Genomic DNA, 16,439 nt, shown 5'->3' on the forward strand with positions numbered 1-16,439 from the left:
ACGCATGCACATTACGCTGCGTCAGATTGAAGTGTTTACCGAGGTGCTGAAAAGCGGCTCCACCACGCAGGCCTCACAGGTGCTGGCGCTTTCGCAGTCGGCGGTCAGCGCGGCCCTGGCCGATCTGGAAAGTCAGCTCGGCGTGCAGCTGTTTGACCGCGTCGGCAAACGGCTGGTGCTCAACGAGCACGGCCGGCTGCTCTATCCGCGTGCGGTCGGGCTGCTGGAGCAGGCGATTGAGATCGAACAGCTGTTTAAAGAGGACAACGGAGCGATTCGCCTGTTTGCCAGCAGCACCATCGGCAACTATCTGCTGCCGGGGATGATCGCCGCGTATCGCCGTGATTTTCCCACGCTGCCGCTGGAGCTGAGCGTCGGCAACAGCCAGGACGCCATCAATGCGGTGGCTGATTTTCGCGTCGATATCGGCCTGATTGAAGGGCCGTGCCATGAGCCGGATATCATCAGCGAACCGTGGCTGGAAGATGAACTGGTGGTGTTCGCCGCGCCGGATGCGCCGCTGTTACAGCAGCCGGTGACGCTGGAGACGCTGGCCGCTGCGCCGTGGATCCTGCGCGAGCGTGGTTCCGGTACGCGTGAGATTGTCGATTACCTGCTGCTGTCGCACCTGCCGCAGTTTCAGCTGGGGATGGAGTTGGGCAACTCGGAGGCGATTAAACACGCGGTGCGCCACGGCATGGGCATCAGCTGCTTATCGCGCCGGGTGATTGCCGATTTGCTGGAGGCGGGCACGCTGACGGAAGTGCCGGTGCCCCTGCCGCGCCTGACGCGCACCCTGTATCGCATCCATCACCGGCAGAAACATCTGTCGAAAGCGCTGAGCCGCTTCCTCGCCTATTGCCGGGAATAGCTGCGGTGTGCCCTGTGCTGTGGCTAATAATTCCCGGCCGATTATGAAGGTAACTAATAACCCGAGGCGAATGCTATACAGTGCAGGCTTTGCTGCTACAATCGCGCCTTATTTTTATCCAGCATAGCGTTTACACATGCATAATGACTCAAAAACAACACAACAACCTGGGCTGCGCCGTGAATTAAAAGCGCGCCATCTCACCATGATCGCCATTGGCGGTTCTATCGGCACCGGCCTGTTTGTCGCCTCGGGTGCCACTATCTCTCAGGCGGGTCCTGGCGGTGCGTTACTCTCCTACGCGCTGATCGGCCTGATGGTCTACTTCCTGATGACCAGCCTCGGCGAACTTGCGGCGTTTATGCCGGTCTCCGGTTCCTTTGCCACCTACGGCGCCAAATATGTCGAAGAGGGCTTTGGCTTCGCGCTGGGCTGGAACTACTGGTACAACTGGGCGGTGACCATCGCCGTTGACCTCGTCGCCTCACAGCTGGTGATGAACTACTGGTTCCCGGACACGCCGGGCTGGATCTGGAGCGCGCTGTTCCTCGGTCTGATGTTCCTGCTCAACTATATTTCGGTCAAAGGCTTCGGTGAGGCGGAATACTGGTTCTCACTGATCAAAGTCGCCACCGTTATCATTTTTATTGTGGTCGGTGTGCTGATGATTACCGGCATCCTGCGTGGCGCAGAAAATGCAGGCTGGCACAACTGGACGGTGGGAGATGCGCCGTTTGCCGGCGGGTTTGCGGCGATGATTGGCGTGGCGATGATTGTCGGCTTCTCTTTCCAGGGCACCGAACTGATCGGGATTGCCGCCGGTGAATCAGAAGACCCGGCGAAGAATATCCCGCGCGCGGTGCGCCAGGTGTTCTGGCGTATTCTGCTGTTCTATGTGTTCGCGATCCTGATCATCAGCCTGATTCTGCCGTATACCGATCCGCAGCTGTTGCATAACGATGTCACCGATATCAGCGTCAGCCCGTTCACGCTGGTGTTCCAGAATGCCGGTCTGCTGTCCGCGGCGGCGGTGATGAACGCGGTGATCCTGACGGCGGTGCTGTCGGCGGGTAACTCCGGCATGTACGCCTCAACGCGTATGCTGTTTAACCTGGCGCAGGAAGGCAAGGCACCGCGCATTTTTGCGAAACTGTCGAAAGGCGGCGTACCGCGCAATGCCCTGCTGGCGACCACGGTGGTGGCAGCGCTGTGCTTCCTGACCTCGAAATTTGGCAATCAGGAAGTGTACCTGTGGCTGCTGAATACCTCAGGGATGACCGGCTTTATCGCCTGGCTCGGCATTGCTATCAGCCATTATCGCTTCCGCCGCGGCTATGTGGCACAGGGGCTGAATCTGGCCGATCTGCCTTACCGCTCCGGCTTCTTCCCGCTGGGTCCGATGTTTGCGTTCGCGCTGTGTCTGATCATTACGCTGGGGCAGAATTATCAGGCATTTCTCGCCGATCGCATCGACTGGTACGGCGTAGCCGCAACCTATATCGGCATTCCGCTGTTCCTGGTGATCTGGCTGGGCTATAAGCTGACGCGCGGCACCCGCTTCGTGAAATACAGCGAGATGGAATTCCCTTCCTTTAAGCAGTAATGCCTGACAACGCGGCCTTGACGCGTTTTTGCGCGATGAATCGCGCCGCTACAAATCGGTGCAACCCTCTGTTGCGGCGCAATTTATTGCGCTGGCAAACAGGCAGTAGTGCCCGACAACGCGGCCTGGAGGCGTTTTTGCGCGATGAATCGCGCCGCTACAAATCGGTGTAACCCTCTGTAGCGGCGCAATTTATTGCGCTGGCAAACAGGCAGTAATGCCTGACAACGCTGCCTTGGGGCGTTTTGCGCGATGAATCGCGCCGCTACAAATCGGTGCAACCCTCTGTAGCGGCGCAATTTATTGCGCTGGTAAACAGGCAGTAATGCCTGACAACGCGGCCTGGTGGCGTTTTTTCGCGATGCATCGTGCCGCTACAAATCGGTGCAACCCTCTGTAGCGGCGCAATTTATTGCGCTGGCAAACAGGCAGCATTGCATGACAACGCGGCCGCGGCCGCGTTTTTTTGCGATTTATTACGCTATGCAAACCTGGCGCAAACCATTCGGGCTTTGTTACAGAGACAGCATTGATAATTATTATCACCTGCTCTATTGTGGCAGCCGTTATAAGGCGACAGGAAACAGGTAGAACAATGCGTAGTACGGACTCCGCGCTGGTGGCGGAACATGGCACCGAAGCCGATACCCTGACCCGTTATCGTCAGGTTCTGCGTCAGCGACTGCTGCTGATTGGTGTGCTGGTGCTGGCGATCCTCGCTTCAGTTATCCTCGATTTCACCCTTGGCCCGGCCGGCCTGACGCTCGACACGCTGTGGCAAACGCTGCTCCATCCCGCAGCGGTGGACGCTGGCACGCGCGTGATCGTCTGGGACATCCGTCTGCCGTATGCGCTGATGGCGGTGGTGGTCGGCTTCTCACTCGGCCTCGCCGGTGCAGAAATGCAGACCATCCTCAATAACCCGCTGGCCAGCCCGTTTACGCTCGGCGTCTCGTCGGCAGCGGCGTTTGGTGCCGCGCTGGCGATCATTCTCGGCATTGGTATTCCCGGCGTGCCGGACCAGTGGCTGATCTCCGCCAATGCCTTTGTCTTCGCCTTGTTTGCCGCGCTGATGCTGGATGGCATCACGCGCTGGACCAAAGTCTCAACCTCCGGCGTGGTGCTGTTTGGCATCGCGCTGGTGTTCACCTTTAACGCCCTGGTTTCGATGATGCAGTTCATCGCCAGCGAAGATACGCTGCAGGGCCTGGTGTTCTGGACCATGGGCAGTCTGGCGCGTGCCTCATGGGAAAAACTGGGCGTGCTGAGTGCCGCCTTTGCCATCCTGCTGCCGTTCTCGATGCTCAGCAGCTGGAAACTCACGGCGTTGCGCCTTGGTGAAGATCGCGCGGTGAGCTTCGGCATTGATGTGCGGCGTCTGCGGCTGGCGACGCTGTTGCGCATCAGCATTCTCTCGGCGCTGGCGGTGGCATTCGTCGGCCCGATCGGCTTTATCGGCCTGGTCGCGCCGCACATTGCGCGCATGATGTTTGGTGAAGATCACCGCTACTATCTGCCGGCCAGTGCGCTGACCGGCGCGCTGGTGCTATCGCTGGCGTCGGTGGCCTCGAAAAACCTCATTCCCGGCGTCATCATTCCGGTCGGCATCGTCACCTCGCTGGTGGGCGTGCCGTTCTTTCTCAGCATTATTCTGCGGCATCGGGGGACAGTGTGATGGAGCAGGGCTTACGCGTCAGCCACTTTTACGCCGGTTACCCGAAGCGGAACGTTATCGACGATCTCAATGTCACGCAGCTGCCACGCGGCAAAATCACCGTGCTGCTGGGGCCCAACGGCTGCGGCAAATCGACGCTGCTGCGCGCGCTGGCCGGTCTGAGCAAAGGGCAGGGCGAGCTGTGGCTCAATGGCGAAGAGCTGATGAGCCAGCCGTTTGCCCGGCGCGCGCAGCGCGTGGTCTATCTGCCGCAGACGCTGCCAGCCGGTGTGCATCTGCACGTGCTGGAGTCGATCATCGTGGCGCAGCGTGCCTCCGGTGGATTACACAGCGCCGCCAGTGAAGCGGAGATCATGCACCTGCTGGAGCAGCTGGGCATTGCCCATCTGGCGATGCGTTATCTCGATCAGCTGTCCGGCGGCCAGAAGCAGCTGGTCGGGCTGGCGCAGTCGCTGATTCGCCGTCCGGAACTGCTGCTGCTGGATGAACCGCTCAGCGCGCTGGATTTGAATTATCAGTTCCACGTAATGGATTTGGTGCGGCGCGAAACCCGGCTGCGCAACATGGTGACGGTGGTGGTGGTGCATGATATCAATATCGCGCTGCGTCATGCCGATCATGCGCTGATGCTGAAGCAGGGGCAACTGCTGGCCGACGGCGTGCCGTCGCAGGTGATTACGCCGGAGACGCTGGCACAGGTGTATGGCTTGCGCGGCCGCATTGAGCACTGCTCACAGGGCATGCCGCAGGTAATGATTGATGGGCTGGTGGCGGAATCACTGGCCTGACGCCAGACACGTTCTGCCCCTCAGCATCAGAGGGGCAGAGAAGTGCACTACGCCAGTAAATGCTGCGCGTGGAACCGCAGATGGTCCTCCACAAAGCTGGCGATAAAGAAGTAGCTGTGGTCATAACCCGGCTGGATACGCAGCTCCAGCGGGAAGTTCTGCTCGCGCGCCACTGCTTCCAGCCGCTCCGGGCGTAGCTGATCGGCGAGGAACTGATCGCTATCGCCCTGATCGATCAGCACCGGCAGGCGATGTTCAGCGTTCTGCATCAGCAGGCAGCTATCCCACTCGCGCCACGTCTGGCGATCGTCGCCCAGATAGGCGGCAAAGGCTTTCTGTCCCCACGGCACTTCGCTCGGGTTGACGATTGGTGCAAACGCGGACGTCGACGCAAAGCGCCCGCCGAGGCGCAGCGCCAGCACCAGCGCGCCGTGGCCGCCCATCGAATGCCCCATTACCGACTGGCGATCGCTCAGCTTGAAGTTATCCGCCACCAGTGCCGGCAGCTCCTCGCTGAGATAATCGAACATGCGATAATGTGCCGCCCACGGTTGCTGCGTGGCATTGAGATAAAACCCGGCACCCTGGCCCAGATCGTACCCGCTGTCATTGGCCACTGCATCGCCGCGCGGGCTGGTGTCCGGCATAATCAGCACCAGACCGAGTTCGGCCGCCACGCGCTGCGCACCGGCTTTGGTGGTGAAGTTCTCATCGTTGCAGGTCAGCCCGGCGAGAAACCACACCACCGGCGGTGGCGCGTCGTCGCGCGGCGGTGGCAGAAAAATGCTGAACGTCATCGGGCAGTTGAGCACGGCGGACTGATGACGCCAGCGCTGCTGCCAGCCGCCAAAAATACGGTGTTCTTCCAGCAGCTCCAGAGTGGATGCCATATCGCCTCCTGCTTACTTATTAAAATGCACCACGGAACGGATCGATTTGCCTTCATGCATCAGCTCAAATGCCTCGTTGATCTCTTCCAGCGGCATGGTGTGGGTGATGAAATCATTCAGCGCAAACTTACCGTCGAGGTAATCCTGCACGATGCCCGGCAGCTGGGTGCGTCCTTTCACGCCGCCAAACGCCGACCCGCGCCATACGCGACCGGTAACCAGCTGGAACGGCCGGGTAGAAATCTCTTCGCCGGCACCGGCAACGCCGATAATCACTGATTCGCCCCAGCCTTTATGGCAGCACTCCAGCGCGGAACGCATCACGTTGACGTTACCGATACACTCAAACGAGAAGTCCACGCCGCCGTCGGTCATCTCAACGATAACCTCCTGAATTGGCTTAGCAAAATCTTTCGGATTAACCAGGTCGGTTGCGCCCAGTTTGCGCGCCAGGTCAAACTTGCTGGTGTTGATATCAATACCGATGATGCGACCGGCCTTGGCCATTTTCGCCCCAATGATCGCCGACAGGCCAATACCGCCGAGGCCGAAAATCGCCACGGTGTCGCCTTCTTTCACTTTGGCGGTATTCATCACCGCGCCCATGCCGGTGGTCACGCCACAGCCGAGCAGGCACACTTCTTCCAGCGGCGCTTCTTTGCTGATTTTCGCCAGGGAGATTTCCGGTACAACGGTGTACTCAGAGAAGGTCGAGGTGCCCATGTAATGGAAGATCGGCTTGCCGTCTTTAAAGAAGCGGGTGGTGCCGTCGGGCATCAGCCCTTTGCCCTGCGTGGTGCGGATTGCCTGACACAGGTTGGTTTTGCCGGAGAGACAGAATTTACACTTGCCGCACTCTGGCGTGTACAGCGGGATCACGTGATCGCCGACCGCCACGCTGGTAACGCCTTCGCCCACCGCTTCAACCACGCCGCCACCTTCGTGACCGAGGATCGCCGGGAATACGCCTTCCGGATCTTTACCTGACAGGGTGTAAGCATCGGTATGGCACACGCCGGTGGCCACGATGCGCACCAGCACTTCCCCTTTCTGTGGCGGCATCAGATCCACTTCTTCAATCTTCAGCGGTTCGCCAGCAGCCCAGGCCACGGCCGCGCGGGTTTTAATCATGTTCATGCAATCCCTCTTCCTGTGATGTCGTGATTGGATAAAAAATAACGCTTACTCAGCGGCCTGCAGCGGATGCAGCAGTTCATCGTTGAGCGGGCGGTCATCAAACATTTCAATAATCAGATACTTCAGCGCCTCAACGTTGGGCGTAAAGGCGTCGCGGCGCCACATCAGCCAGGTGGCCGTGTCGCGCCAGGTCGGCGGCAGGCTGTGCTGCTGCACGCGCGCGCGGGCCGGCATCTGCGCCAGCACCGAGGCGGGAATCATCGCCACGCCGCCGCCGCCGGCTACGCAGGCGACCATGGCGTGATAAGACTGAATCTCCATAACGCTGTGCGGTGCGCTCTGGCTGTCGCGATACCAGGACTCCAGCCGGGTGCGGTACGAGCAGCTGTTGCCAAAGGCAAACAGCGTATCGCCCTGCGTATCGCGGGCGCTGAGAATCGGCGCGTGTTCGAGGCTGGTGATCAGCACCATCTCTTCACGAAAGGCGATGCAGCCATTCAGGTCATCATGACTGGCCGGACCGTCCACCAGCGCCGCCGCCAGCGTGCCGGCGCGCACTTTATCGATGATATCGCCTGAGGTGCCGGTCACCAGCGACAGCGCGACGTTGGGGAAGCGCTGATGATAGGCGGCCAGCAATCCCGGCAGGCGGGTGGCGGCGGTGCTCTCCATCGAACCGAAGGCAAAGTTACCACCGGGTTCACCGGCGCGCGCCATGTTCAGCGCCTCGTCGCTCAACGCCAGAATACGCTGCGCATAATTGAGGAAATTGTGGCCCATCGGCGACAAACGAATGCGCTGCTTCTCACGAATAAACAGATCGACGCCGATTTCTTCTTCCAGCTGTCGCAGTCGCGTGGTGAGATTAGACGGCACGCGATGCAGCATTTCGGCGGCGCGCGCCAGTGAGCCGGTTTCGGCCACGGAACAGAACATGCGGAGCTGTACTAAATCCATATTCTCTTCTCGTAAACAACTTGGTTAATATTATTCACTTTTCGTGAGTCTAAACGTCATGCATGCTGCTGACAAGTGATAATCCAATCGATCCGGAGTCAGAATGGCGTGGCGAGTCGCGCTTAGCGCGTTTTTAAGTTTAGTGGTTGCAATGGGGATTGGGCGATTTGCGTTTACCCCGCAGGTGCCACTGATGATTCACGACGGTCAGCTCACGCTCGCCAGCGCCAGCCTGGTCGCGGCGCTGAACTATCTCGGTTATCTGGCCGGATCGTTTGACGCGATGCGCGCGCAGCGGCGCGTGGAGTGGCGGCTGCAGCTGGGCGTCTGGGGTGCCGTCGCGCTGACGTTGCTGTCCGCCTGTATCAGCGGGCCGTGGCTGCATGCGGTGGTGCGTTTCCTGATCGGCGTCGCCAGCGGCTGGGCAATGGTGCTGGTGGCAGCATGGAGCAATGAGCAACTGCTGCATCACGGCCGGCCGGGCCTGTCGGCAGCGGTGTTTGCCGGTCCCGGCACCGGCATCTTCATCAGCGGCATGCTGGCGGTACTGCTGCACGCCAGCGGCGTGAGCGCGGCGTTTGCCTGGGCGGCGTACGGTGTGCTGGCGCTGCTGCTGATTGCCGCAATTGCGCGCTTCCTGCCGCGCAGCGGACAGCTGCATCGTCCGCAACAGGCCGCCGCACCGCTGCTGCTGACGCGTGACCTGAAGCGCCTGATCCTCAGCTACAGCCTCGCCGGCTTTGGCTATATTCTGCCCGCCACCTTCCTGTCGCAAATGGCGGCGGCGCGCTTCCCTGATAGCGCTTTTGCGCAGTTTGTCTGGCCGGTGTTTGGCGGGGCGGCGGTGATCGGCATCGTGCTGGGGATCGTGACGCGCCACTGGGGCAGCAGCCATCGGCGGCTGGCGCTGGTGCTGTGGGCGCAGGCGCTGGGCGTGATCGCCGCCATCGTACTGCCGGGCATCAACGGTCTGCTGCTGGCAGCGCTGCTGATTGGCGGCGGCTTTCTCTGCGTGGTGCAGCTGTCGCTGCAGTACAGCCGGGAGCTGGCGCCGCACCACGCGCGCTATCTCGCCGGCCTGCTCACGACCGGTTATGCCATCGGACAGCTCGGTGGGCCGCTGCTGTCCTGGATTTCCAGCCTGCTATGGCACAGGCTCGATCCGGCGCTGTGGGTGGCCGGCGGCGGTTTGCTGCTGGCGGGGGCGCTGGTGATGCGGCGATCGTCCACCTGAAACGCTTTCATTTCCAATCGGATTGATTGCTGGATTAAGCGCGCGTTGTGTTTCACAATACGCGCTCAGAATTCCCCCCGCAGGCGCAGACCTGCGGGCGCATCACCTGCCGGAGAAGAGTACGATGAGCACCTTAAGTCAGGAAGCCGCCCTGGTTCACGAAGCACTGCTGGCGCGTGGCCTGGAAACGCCATTACGCGCCCCGGTGCGCGACATGGACGACGCGTCACGCAAGCGTGAGATCGCCGGCCACATGACCCAGATTATGCAGCTGCTGAATCTGGACCTGGAAGACGACAGCCTGATGGAGACGCCGCACCGCATCGCCAAGATGTACGTCGACGAAATCTTTTCAGGTCTGGATTACGCCAACTTCCCGAAAATCACCGTCATCGAAAACAAGATGAAGGTGGACGAAATGGTTACCGTGCGTGATATCACCCTGACCAGCACCTGTGAACACCACTTCGTGATCATCGACGGCAAAGCCACCGTGGCCTATATCCCTAAAGACAAGGTAATTGGCCTGTCGAAGATCAACCGTATCGTACAGTTCTTCGCCCAGCGTCCGCAGGTGCAGGAGCGTTTGACCCAGCAGGTGCTGGTGGCGCTGCAAACCCTGCTGGGCACCAATAACGTGGCGGTGTCGATCGATGCGGTGCACTACTGCGTGAAAGCGCGCGGCGTCAAAGATGCGACCAGCGCGACCACCACCACTTCACTCGGCGGATTGTTCAAATCGAGCCAGAACACGCGTCAGGAGTTCCTGCGCGCGGTACGCCACAGCTAAGCAGCGCGGGCGGCGTCGTTGTCGCCCGTGTTCCTCTCACCGTCAGGGCACTCGATGCAACGCTATCTCGCGCTGGATTTCATTCGTGGTTGCGCCATTCTCGGCATATTGCTGCTGAATATTGTCGGCTTTGGTCTGCCCTCGGCGGCCTATCTCAATCCGGCCTGGCAGGGTGAAGCCTCCGTTTCTGATGCCTGGACCTGGGCAATCATGGATGGCCTGGCGCAGCTAAAATTTCTGACGCTGTTTGCGCTGCTGTTTGGTGCCGGACTGGCACTGCAGGTGCCGCGCGGTAGCCGCTGGATCTCCTCGCGCTTAACGCTGCTGGTCTTCATCGGGTTCATCCATGCGGTGTTCCTGTGGGAAGGCGACATCCTGCTGGATTATGGCCTGATTGGGTTGATTGTCTGGCGCATGCTGCGTGACGTGCCGTCGGAGCGGGCGCTATTACATACCGGGGTGCTGCTCTATCTGGTGGGCTGTGCCGTGCTGCTGGTGTTTGGCGTCATCTCCAGTCCGCAGCCGACGCGCTCATGGCTGCCGGGCGCGGCAGATCTGGAGTATGAGAGCTACTGGAAACTGGTCGGTGGCTGGGAAGCGGTGCAGAACCGCCTCGAACACCTGTCATCTGGCCTGATGGCGCTGGCTTCGCAGTATGGCTGGCAGCTGGCCGGGCTGATGCTGATCGGTGCCGCGCTGATGCGCAGCGGCTGGCTGAGCGGCCAGTTTAGTCTGCAACACTACCGACGCGCGGCGGCGCTGTTACTGACTATCGGCTGGCTGATTGCCATACCCGGCGTGCTGGCGCAATGGCTGCTACAGTGGGAATTTCGCTGGAGCGGCTTTTTCCTGCAGGTGCCACGCGATCTCGCCAGTCCGTTTATCAGCCTTGGCTACGCTGCACTCTGTCTTGGTTACTGGCCGGCCATCGCCGCCACGCGGTTCAGTTACGCCATTCAGTGCGTCGGGCGCATGGCGCTGAGCAATTATCTGCTGCAGACGCTGATCTGCACCACGCTGTTCTACCGCTTCGATCTGTTCCTCAAATTTGACCGCCTGCAACTACTGGCTTTTGTACCGGCCATCTGGCTGATCAATATTCTGTTCTCCGTGCTGTGGCTGCGCGTCTTCCCGCAGGGACCGATGGAGTGGCTCTGGCGCCGGCTGACGCAGCTCGCCGCCGGAAAAGCGGACAACGCGTCCGCTGGCAGATAATGATGTTCATCACAAAGGTTGCATAATTGTATGTAACCGTTTTCATCCGTGTGACGTAATTCACGCAGCTGTTTCCGATGCCCTGACAGAATAGCGCCGTTACGCGCCAGTCGCGCATTTTCTCCTCTGTGGAACAACTGCATGATAACGATTCGTGATGTCGCCCGTCAGGCCGGGGTTTCCGTTGCCACCGTGTCGCGGGTGCTCAATAACAGCAGTGCAGTCACCTCTGATACCCGCGAAGCCGTGCTGCAGGCGGTTGAATCGCTCGGCTACCGGCCGAATGCTAACGCGCAGGCGCTGGCTACCCAGGTGAGCGATACCATCGGCGTGGTGGTCATGGACGTTTCCGATCCCTTCTTTGGTGCGCTGGTTAAAGCGGTGGATACCGTGGCGCAGCGCATGCACAAGCATGTGCTCATCAGCAATTCGTGGCATCAGGAAGAGAAAGAACGCCATGCCATTGAGGTGCTGATCCGCCAGCGCTGCAACGCGCTAGTGGTGCACGCGAAAACGCTTACAGACGCGGAGCTGGCGCAGTTTATGGATCAGGTTCCCGGTATGGTACTGATTAATCGTACTATTCCCGGTTACGAGCACCGCTGCGTCTGCCTCGACAATGTTACCGGGGCGCAGGTAGCGACGCGCATGCTGTTACAGCAGGGCCATCAGCGCATTGGTTACCTCAGCTCCAGCCATCCGATTGAGGACGTGGCGCAGCGCCGCGACGGCTGGCTGCAGGCACTGGCAGAGCAGGGCATCCGCCCGCCGGAGGGCTGGATTGCGCATGCCGAACCGGACATGCAGGGCGGTGAAGCCGCGATGGTGGAACTGCTGGGGCGCAATCTGCACCTCACTGCGGTGTTCTCCTATAACGATGGCATGGCGGCCGGTGCGCTCACCGCGCTGAAAGATAATGGTATTCAGGTACCGCAGCATTTCTCTGTCATCGGCTTCGATGACATCCCCATTTCCCGTTATACCGACCCGCAATTGACCACAGTGCGCTATCCCATTGTTTCTATGGCGAAACTGGCGACTGAGCTGGCCCTGCAGGGCGCAGCAGGCACGCTCGATCCGCACGCCGCGCACTGCTTCATGCCTACGCTGGTGCGGCGCCATTCAGTGGCGCAGCGGCAAATTGTGGAGTCGGTCACTAATTCAGGCGATAGCGCCGTGTAACCGTTTCCAATCTGTGATTGTATTCACAGTTAATTAACATGGCGCTCACTATGATGGCAGCGTCTTACCGGACTGAAACATTATGTAACGCCGGGCTTTCCTTCCCCGGTCTGGTTTCAGTAGCCGATTGAAATGGTTCACAACACACTTCAGGAAGCGTTTACCTACAGGGAAGTCAGGATAGCGATGGTGGTCCGGCTTGGTAGCAGCGCCTGCCCCATAAAAAATAGCGTTTCAACCGACTGCGCTGTCTGCCCGCAGGCAATACGGCGCGATGAAATACCCTGCATAAAAAAACCGGAGATACCATGAATAAGAAGGTTTTCACGCTCACAGCACTGGTTGCCAGCATGATGTTTGGTGCAACTGCGCACGCCGCCGATACCCGCATTGGCGTGACAATTTATAAATATGACGACAACTTCATGTCGATGGTGCGCAAGGACATCGAAAAAGAGGCGAAAGCCGTTGGCGGCATTCAGCTGCTGATGAACGACTCACAGAACGACCAATCCAAACAGAACGACCAGATTGACGTGCTGATGGCAAAAGGCGTGAAAGCGCTGGCCATCAACCTGGTGGATCCGGCTGCTGCGGCAGTGGTGATCGACAAAGCGCGCTCGAACGACGTGCCGGTGGTGTTCTTCAACAAAGAGCCTAACGCGAAAGTGCTGGCCAGCTACGACAAAGCTTACTATGTCGGTACCGACTCCAAAGAGTCCGGCATCAAGCAGGGTGAGCTGATCGAGAAACACTGGAAAGCCACGCCAGCCTGGGATCTGAACAAAGACGGTCAGATTCAGTTCGTGCTGCTGAAAGGTGAACCGGGCCATCCGGATGCCGAAGCGCGTACCAAATACGTTATCGAAACCCTGAATAAAGACGGCATCAAAACCCAGCAGCTGGCGATGGATACCGCAATGTGGGATACCGCGCAGGCGAAAGACAAAGTCGACGCCTGGCTGTCTGGCCCGAACGCCAACAAAATTGAAGTAATCATCGCGAACAACGATGCGATGGCGATGGGTGCGGTTGAAGCGCTGAAGGCGCACAACAAAACCAGCATTCCGGTGTTTGGTGTTGACGCCCTGCCAGAAGCGCTGGCGCTGGTGAAATCCGGTGCGATGGCCGGTACCGTGCTGAACGATGCGGAAAACCAGGCGAAAGCTACGCTGGACATTGCTAACAACCTGGCCAATGGCAAAGAGCCAACCGCAGGTACCAACTTCAAGATGGATGGCAAAGTAGTACGTGTACCGTACGTACCGGTTGATAAAGAAAACCTGTCGCAGTTTGTGAAGTAATTCGTCCCGGGCGCGGCTTTTCTGCCGCGCCTTATTGCATCTGACCAACGCTTTTTTTAGCCAGGTAAATTATGGCCAGTGAGAATCCGACCACACAGCGAGAATATCTGCTGGAGATGACGAATGTCTCGAAATCATTTCCAGGGGTGAAAGCCTTAGATAATGTGAATTTAAAAGTGCGGCCGCACTCCGTCCATGCCTTAATGGGTGAAAACGGCGCCGGAAAATCCACTTTATTAAAATGCCTGTTTGGGATTTATAAAAAGGATACGGGGAGCATCCTGTTTCAGGGTGAGGAAATAGATTACAAATCCTCCAAAGAGGCGCTGGAAAATGGCGTTTCAATGGTGCATCAGGAATTAAACCTGGTGCTGCAGCGCAACGTGATGGACAACATGTGGCTGGGGCGCTATCCGCGCAAAGGTCCGTTTGTCGATCAGGATAAAATGTATCGTGATACCAAAGCGATCTTTGATGAATTAGATATTGATATCGATCCGCGTGATAAAGTCGCGACGCTTTCGGTATCGCAAATGCAGATGATTGAAATCGCCAAGGCGTTTTCCTATGACGCGAAAATCGTCATTATGGATGAGCCCACGTCATCGCTGACCGAAAAAGAAGTTAACCACCTGTTCACCATTATCCGTAAGCTGAAAGATCGCGGCTGCGGTATTGTTTATATTTCGCATAAAATGGAAGAGATTTTCCAGCTGTGCGATGAGATCACCATTCTGCGTGACGGCCAGTGGATTGCCACTCAGCCGCTGGAAGGGCTGGACATGGACAAGATCATCGCCATGATGGTCGGCCGTTCGCTCAACCAGCGCTTCCCGGACAAAACTAACGTGCCGGGTGAAGTGATTCTGGAGGTGCGCAACCTGACCTCGCTGCGCCAGCCATCGATCCGTGATATCTCGTTTGACCTGCACAAAGGCGAGATTCTCGGGATTGCCGGCCTGGTGGGCGCCAAGCGTACTGACATTGTGGAAACCTTATTTGGTATCCGTGAGAAGTCGGGCGGCACCATTAAGCTGCACGGTAAAGCGATTAATAACCACAGCGCCAACGAAGCCATCAACCATGGTTTTGCGCTGGTAACGGAAGAGCGGCGTTCCACCGGGATTTATGCCTACCTGGATATTGGTTTTAACTCGCTCATTTCTAATATCAAGAAATATAAATCCAGTATGGGTCTGCTGGATAATAAACGCATGAAAAGCGATACCCAGTGGGTCATTGATGCCATGCGGGTGAAAACACCCGGCCATCATACCCAAATTGGATCGCTCTCCGGCGGTAACCAGCAAAAAGTCATTATTGGTCGCTGGTTATTGACGCAGCCGGAAATACTGATGCTTGATGAACCGACGCGCGGTATTGACGTCGGCGCTAAATTCGAGATTTATCAGCTGATCTCGGAGCTGGCGAAAAAAGAAAAGGGCATCATTATTATCTCTTCTGAAATGCCAGAGCTGCTGGGCATTACCGACCGTATTTTGGTAATGAGTAATGGTCAGGTAGCGGGCATTGTCGATACTAAAACGACCTCGCAGAATGAAATCCTGCGTTTAGCGTCATTACACCTTTAATGAAGCAAGGGCTTTAACATGAAAGCGACTACTAAAAAGAATGCGCTAACCTGGTTAAAAGAGGGCGGCATTTATGTTGTCCTGTTGGTACTGCTGGCGATTATTATTTTCCAGGATCCGACCTTTTTAAGCCTGATGAACCTGAGTAACATTCTGACTCAGTCATCGGTCCGTATTATTATCGCCCTCGGCGTAGCCGGTCTGATCGTGACCCAGGGCACCGACCTGTCGGCGGGGCGCCAGGTGGGTCTGGCGGCGGTGGTGGCGGCAACGCTGCTGCAGTCGATGGATAACGCCAACAAGGTGTTCCCGCATCTGGAAACCGTGCCGATTCCGCTGGTGATTCTGACCGTGTGCATCATCGGTGGCGTGATTGGTCTGGTTAACGGCGTGATCATCGCTTACCTGAAGGTGACGCCGTTTATCACCACGCTGGGCACCATGATCATCGTTTACGGCATCAACTCGCTGTACTACGACTTCGTGGGCGCTTCACCGATTGCCGGATTTGACGCTGGCTTCTCGAAGTTTGCCCAGGGCTTCCTGCGCTTCGGCGACTTCAAGCTGTCGTTTATCACCTTCTACGCGATTATCGCTATCGTGTTCGTCTGGATCCTGTGGAATAAAACCCGCTTCGGCAAAAACATTTTTGCTATCGGCGGTAACCCGGAAGCGGCGAAAGTCTCCGGTGTTAACGTTCCGCTTAACCTGATCCTGGTATATGCGCTGTCCGGCGTGTTCTATGCCTTCGGCGGGATGCTGGAAGCGGGCCGTATCGGCAGCGCCACTAACAACCTCGGCTTTATGTATGAGCTGGATGCGATTGCGGCCTGCGTGGTGGGTGGCGTGTCGTTCGCTGGCGGGGTAGGTACCGTCGCGGGTGTGGTGACCGGTGTGATCATCTTCACTGTCATCAACTACGGTCTGACCTACATCGGCGTGAACCCGTACTGGCAGTACATCATCAAGGGCGGCATCATCATCTTCGCCGTGGCGCTTGATTCGCTGAAATACGCGCGTAAGAAATAGCAGAGAACAAGGTCAACCATCAGGGCTGCGGCAACGCGGCCCTCGTTGTTTTTTTGCACATTGAGAATAGCGGTGAGACTTGCAGGGGATGGCCGGTATTTTGTAGGGTGCGCATTGAGGTACGACCGGGCACATGGGTAACAGATCAGACCGGGCACACAGGTAACACTTT

The 16,439-nt window shown here is 58.1% G+C and carries 14 protein-coding genes; 11 read left to right on the forward strand and 3 right to left on the reverse strand.

The features are described from left to right. Nucleotides 1-4 precede the first annotated feature (4 nt). The 4 genes from yieE to E7738_RS02110 all read left to right on the forward strand — a co-directional run bounded on the left by yieE (nucleotide 5) and on the right by E7738_RS02110 (nucleotide 4,937). Nucleotides 5-871 carry a DNA-binding transcriptional regulator YeiE gene (gene yieE, locus E7738_RS02095; protein ID WP_010617962.1) on the forward strand — a complete coding sequence of 289 codons (867 nt, stop codon included), beginning with the start codon at nucleotides 5-7 and terminating at the stop codon, nucleotides 869-871. A 136-nt stretch (nucleotides 872-1,007) separates the two neighbouring features. Beyond that, nucleotides 1,008-2,474, forward strand: coding sequence for an amino acid permease (locus E7738_RS02100; protein ID WP_021509272.1), 1,467 nt, complete (start codon nucleotides 1,008-1,010; stop codon nucleotides 2,472-2,474). Between the two features lie 595 nt (nucleotides 2,475-3,069). Beyond that, on the forward strand, nucleotides 3,070-4,149 hold the full coding sequence (locus tag E7738_RS02105) for a FecCD family ABC transporter permease (protein ID WP_058757255.1): 1,080 nt from the start codon (nucleotides 3,070-3,072) through the stop codon (nucleotides 4,147-4,149). Continuing rightward, nucleotides 4,149-4,937: an ABC transporter ATP-binding protein gene (locus E7738_RS02110; RefSeq protein WP_394516046.1), complete on the forward strand. Its 789-nt coding sequence runs from the start codon at nucleotides 4,149-4,151 to the stop codon at nucleotides 4,935-4,937. Before E7738_RS02105 ends, E7738_RS02110 begins: the two co-directional genes overlap by 1 nt. A gap of 47 nt (nucleotides 4,938-4,984) precedes the next feature. Here the strand turns inward: E7738_RS02110 and fghA are convergent, their stop codons facing one another. From fghA to E7738_RS02125, 3 genes are read right to left on the reverse strand one after another with little or no spacing between them, the layout of a single operon-like run. Next, nucleotides 4,985-5,827 (reverse strand): S-formylglutathione hydrolase, encoded by an 843-nt coding sequence (gene fghA / locus E7738_RS02115; protein WP_058775783.1) that lies wholly within the window; start codon nucleotides 5,825-5,827, stop codon nucleotides 4,985-4,987. Nucleotides 5,828-5,839: 12 nt separating this feature from the next. Continuing rightward, the gene (locus tag E7738_RS02120; protein WP_021509276.1) at nucleotides 5,840-6,964 is read right to left on the reverse strand and encodes an S-(hydroxymethyl)glutathione dehydrogenase/class III alcohol dehydrogenase; all 1,125 of its coding nucleotides are present in this window, start codon (nucleotides 6,962-6,964) and stop codon (nucleotides 5,840-5,842) included. Nucleotides 6,965-7,009: 45 nt separating this feature from the next. Further along, nucleotides 7,010-7,921 carry a putrescine utilization regulator PtrR gene (locus E7738_RS02125; protein WP_021509277.1) on the reverse strand — a complete coding sequence of 304 codons (912 nt, stop codon included), beginning with the start codon at nucleotides 7,919-7,921 and terminating at the stop codon, nucleotides 7,010-7,012. A gap of 103 nt (nucleotides 7,922-8,024) precedes the next feature. Here E7738_RS02125 and E7738_RS02130 point away from each other — a divergent pair, with 103 nt between their 5' ends. The 7 genes from E7738_RS02130 (at nucleotide 8,025) to mglC (ending at nucleotide 16,267) form a co-directional block, all read left to right on the forward strand. Further along, on the forward strand, nucleotides 8,025-9,155 hold the full coding sequence (locus E7738_RS02130) for a YbfB/YjiJ family MFS transporter (protein ID WP_394516047.1): 1,131 nt from the start codon (nucleotides 8,025-8,027) through the stop codon (nucleotides 9,153-9,155). A gap of 124 nt (nucleotides 9,156-9,279) precedes the next feature. After that, nucleotides 9,280-9,945 carry a GTP cyclohydrolase I FolE gene (gene folE, locus E7738_RS02135; RefSeq protein WP_021509279.1) on the forward strand — a complete coding sequence of 222 codons (666 nt, stop codon included), beginning with the start codon at nucleotides 9,280-9,282 and terminating at the stop codon, nucleotides 9,943-9,945. 54 nt (nucleotides 9,946-9,999) lie between these two features. Next, entirely contained in the window at nucleotides 10,000-11,160 is a 1,161-nt protein-coding gene (gene yeiB, locus E7738_RS02140; protein ID WP_394516048.1) for a DUF418 domain-containing protein YeiB, read from the forward strand. A 141-nt stretch (nucleotides 11,161-11,301) separates the two neighbouring features. Continuing rightward, a complete protein-coding gene (gene galS, locus E7738_RS02145) occupies nucleotides 11,302-12,342 on the forward strand; it encodes an HTH-type transcriptional regulator GalS (RefSeq protein WP_058757261.1) in 1,041 nt (346 codons plus the stop codon). Between the two features lie 308 nt (nucleotides 12,343-12,650). Then, nucleotides 12,651-13,646, forward strand: coding sequence for a galactose/glucose ABC transporter substrate-binding protein MglB (gene mglB / locus E7738_RS02150; RefSeq protein WP_021509282.1), 996 nt, complete (start codon nucleotides 12,651-12,653; stop codon nucleotides 13,644-13,646). A 71-nt stretch (nucleotides 13,647-13,717) separates the two neighbouring features. Beyond that, nucleotides 13,718-15,238, forward strand: coding sequence for a galactose/methyl galactoside ABC transporter ATP-binding protein MglA (gene mglA / locus E7738_RS02155; RefSeq protein WP_021509283.1), 1,521 nt, complete (start codon nucleotides 13,718-13,720; stop codon nucleotides 15,236-15,238). 18 nt (nucleotides 15,239-15,256) lie between these two features. After that, entirely contained in the window at nucleotides 15,257-16,267 is a 1,011-nt protein-coding gene (gene mglC / locus E7738_RS02160; protein ID WP_021509284.1) for a galactose/methyl galactoside ABC transporter permease MglC, read from the forward strand. Nucleotides 16,268-16,439 lie beyond the last annotated feature (172 nt).

Source organism: Pantoea sp. SGAir0430, assembly GCF_043549295.1.